Below are 1,724 nucleotides of genomic sequence, written 5' to 3'. Positions count from 1 at the left end.
TCTTCGATGAAGCGGCTCATTTCATTGTACTGCATCTGGCCAAACTTGTACCGACTCATCGCGAAGGTGAGGGTTAAAAACTGCTCAGCGCGGGTGATGGCCACATAAAACAAGCGGCGCTCTTCGTCCAGGCCATCGGGAGAATCCATAGACATGAAAGAAGGGAAAAGTTTCTCTTCCAACCCTACTACAAAAACCGATTTGAATTCAAGGCCTTTGGCCGAGTGCACAGACATCAACGTGACGTAGTCGCCAGATTTGGACTCGTCGTCCATATCGGTCAATAGTGCGATATTTTGCAGATAAGAAGCGAGCGATTTGTTTTGCTGCTCGGCAGCCGTTTCAAATTCATCGTCCTCCACAAAGGATTTAATACCATCCAGGAGGGCGTTGAGGTTTTCCAGACGACCAAGGCCTTCTACGGTTTTGTCCTGGTTGTATTCCTCAATCAGTTTGGAATGCTTGGCAATGTACAAGGCCGCCTCGTGGGCATTGAGGGTGCTTGCCTGCTGACCGCTGTCTTGTACAATCTTGATGAATTCAAGCAAGGATTTTTGGGTGCGGGCGCCGGCGTTGATCTGCACCAATACTTCCCACATGGTGACGTTTTGCTGTCCGGCCAGCTCACTGATTTTATCAACCGTACTATCGCCAATGCCGCGTTTGGGAAAATTGATGACCCGACGCAAGGCTTCTTCATCCTTGGGATTGACGGCCAGGCGCAAGTAAGCAATCAAGTCTTTGACTTCCTTGCGTTGGTAAAAAGACAAACCTCCAAAAACCTTGTAGGGAATATTGTAACGGCGCAGGTATTCTTCCATGACCCGACTTTGGGCATTGGTGCGGTACAACACGGCAATGTCGGTGTTGCGGAGGTGATAGCGGTTGCGTTGTTCTGAGATCGTATCGGCTACTCTTTTGCCTTCCTCCGCATCGGTCATGGTTTTGATGACCTTGATTTTTTGTCCCGATCCTTTGCTTGACCAGATTTTTTTCTGGATCTGCCGCTTGTTGAAGCGAATCACTTCGTTGGCCGCCTGTACGATGTGCTCGGTAGAGCGGTAATTTTCTTCCAGCTTGAATACCTTGATGCCATAGCTGTTGAAATCCTTCTCAAAATCCAGGATGTTCTGGATTGTTGCGCCCCGAAAAGCGTAAATACTTTGGGCATCATCGCCCACTACACAAATGTTGCGCGGGCTGCCCTCATAATGCACCAATTTGCGAATGATGCCGTATTGAAGGGTATTGGTATCCTGAAACTCGTCCACCAGCAGGTAGCGGAAGCGCTTGCGGTATTTGTCCAGTACATCGGGGTTCTTTTGCCAGAGCTCGTAAAGGCGGTACAGGAGGTCGTCAAAATCCATGGCCCCTGCACGTTTGCAGCGCTCACCGTATTTGAGGTAAATTTCGCTGATGAATGGCATTTTGGCTTGCCGATCCTGCATTTTCAATTCCTCGTTTTCGGCGTACAAGCGAGGAGTGATCAAGCTGCTTTTGGCCGAAGAGATGCGACTGCGGATGGTATTGATGTTGTAAACCGTCTTGTCCAGGTTCATCTCTTTGATGATCGCTCCAATCACACTTTTGGTATCTTCGGTATCGTAAATCGTGAAATTGGGGGAATAGCCAATCTTGTCCGCTTCCACCCGTAAAATGCGGGCAAAAATGGAGTGAAAAGTACCAGACCATACGTTGCGGGCCTTGTCACCAACTACTTTGGC

General features: G+C 49.0%; 1 protein-coding gene. It reads right to left on the bottom strand.

The features are described 5' to 3' along the window. Positions 1-1,724 (bottom strand): ATP-dependent helicase (locus ABW391_RS09245; protein WP_353481568.1); only part of this gene is annotated, 1,724 nt, incomplete at both ends.

Source organism: Haliscomenobacter sp. (assembly GCF_040403615.1).
GTDB lineage: Bacteria > Bacteroidota > Bacteroidia > Chitinophagales > Saprospiraceae > Haliscomenobacter.
This window is presented reverse-complemented; position numbering and strand designations above follow the sequence as displayed.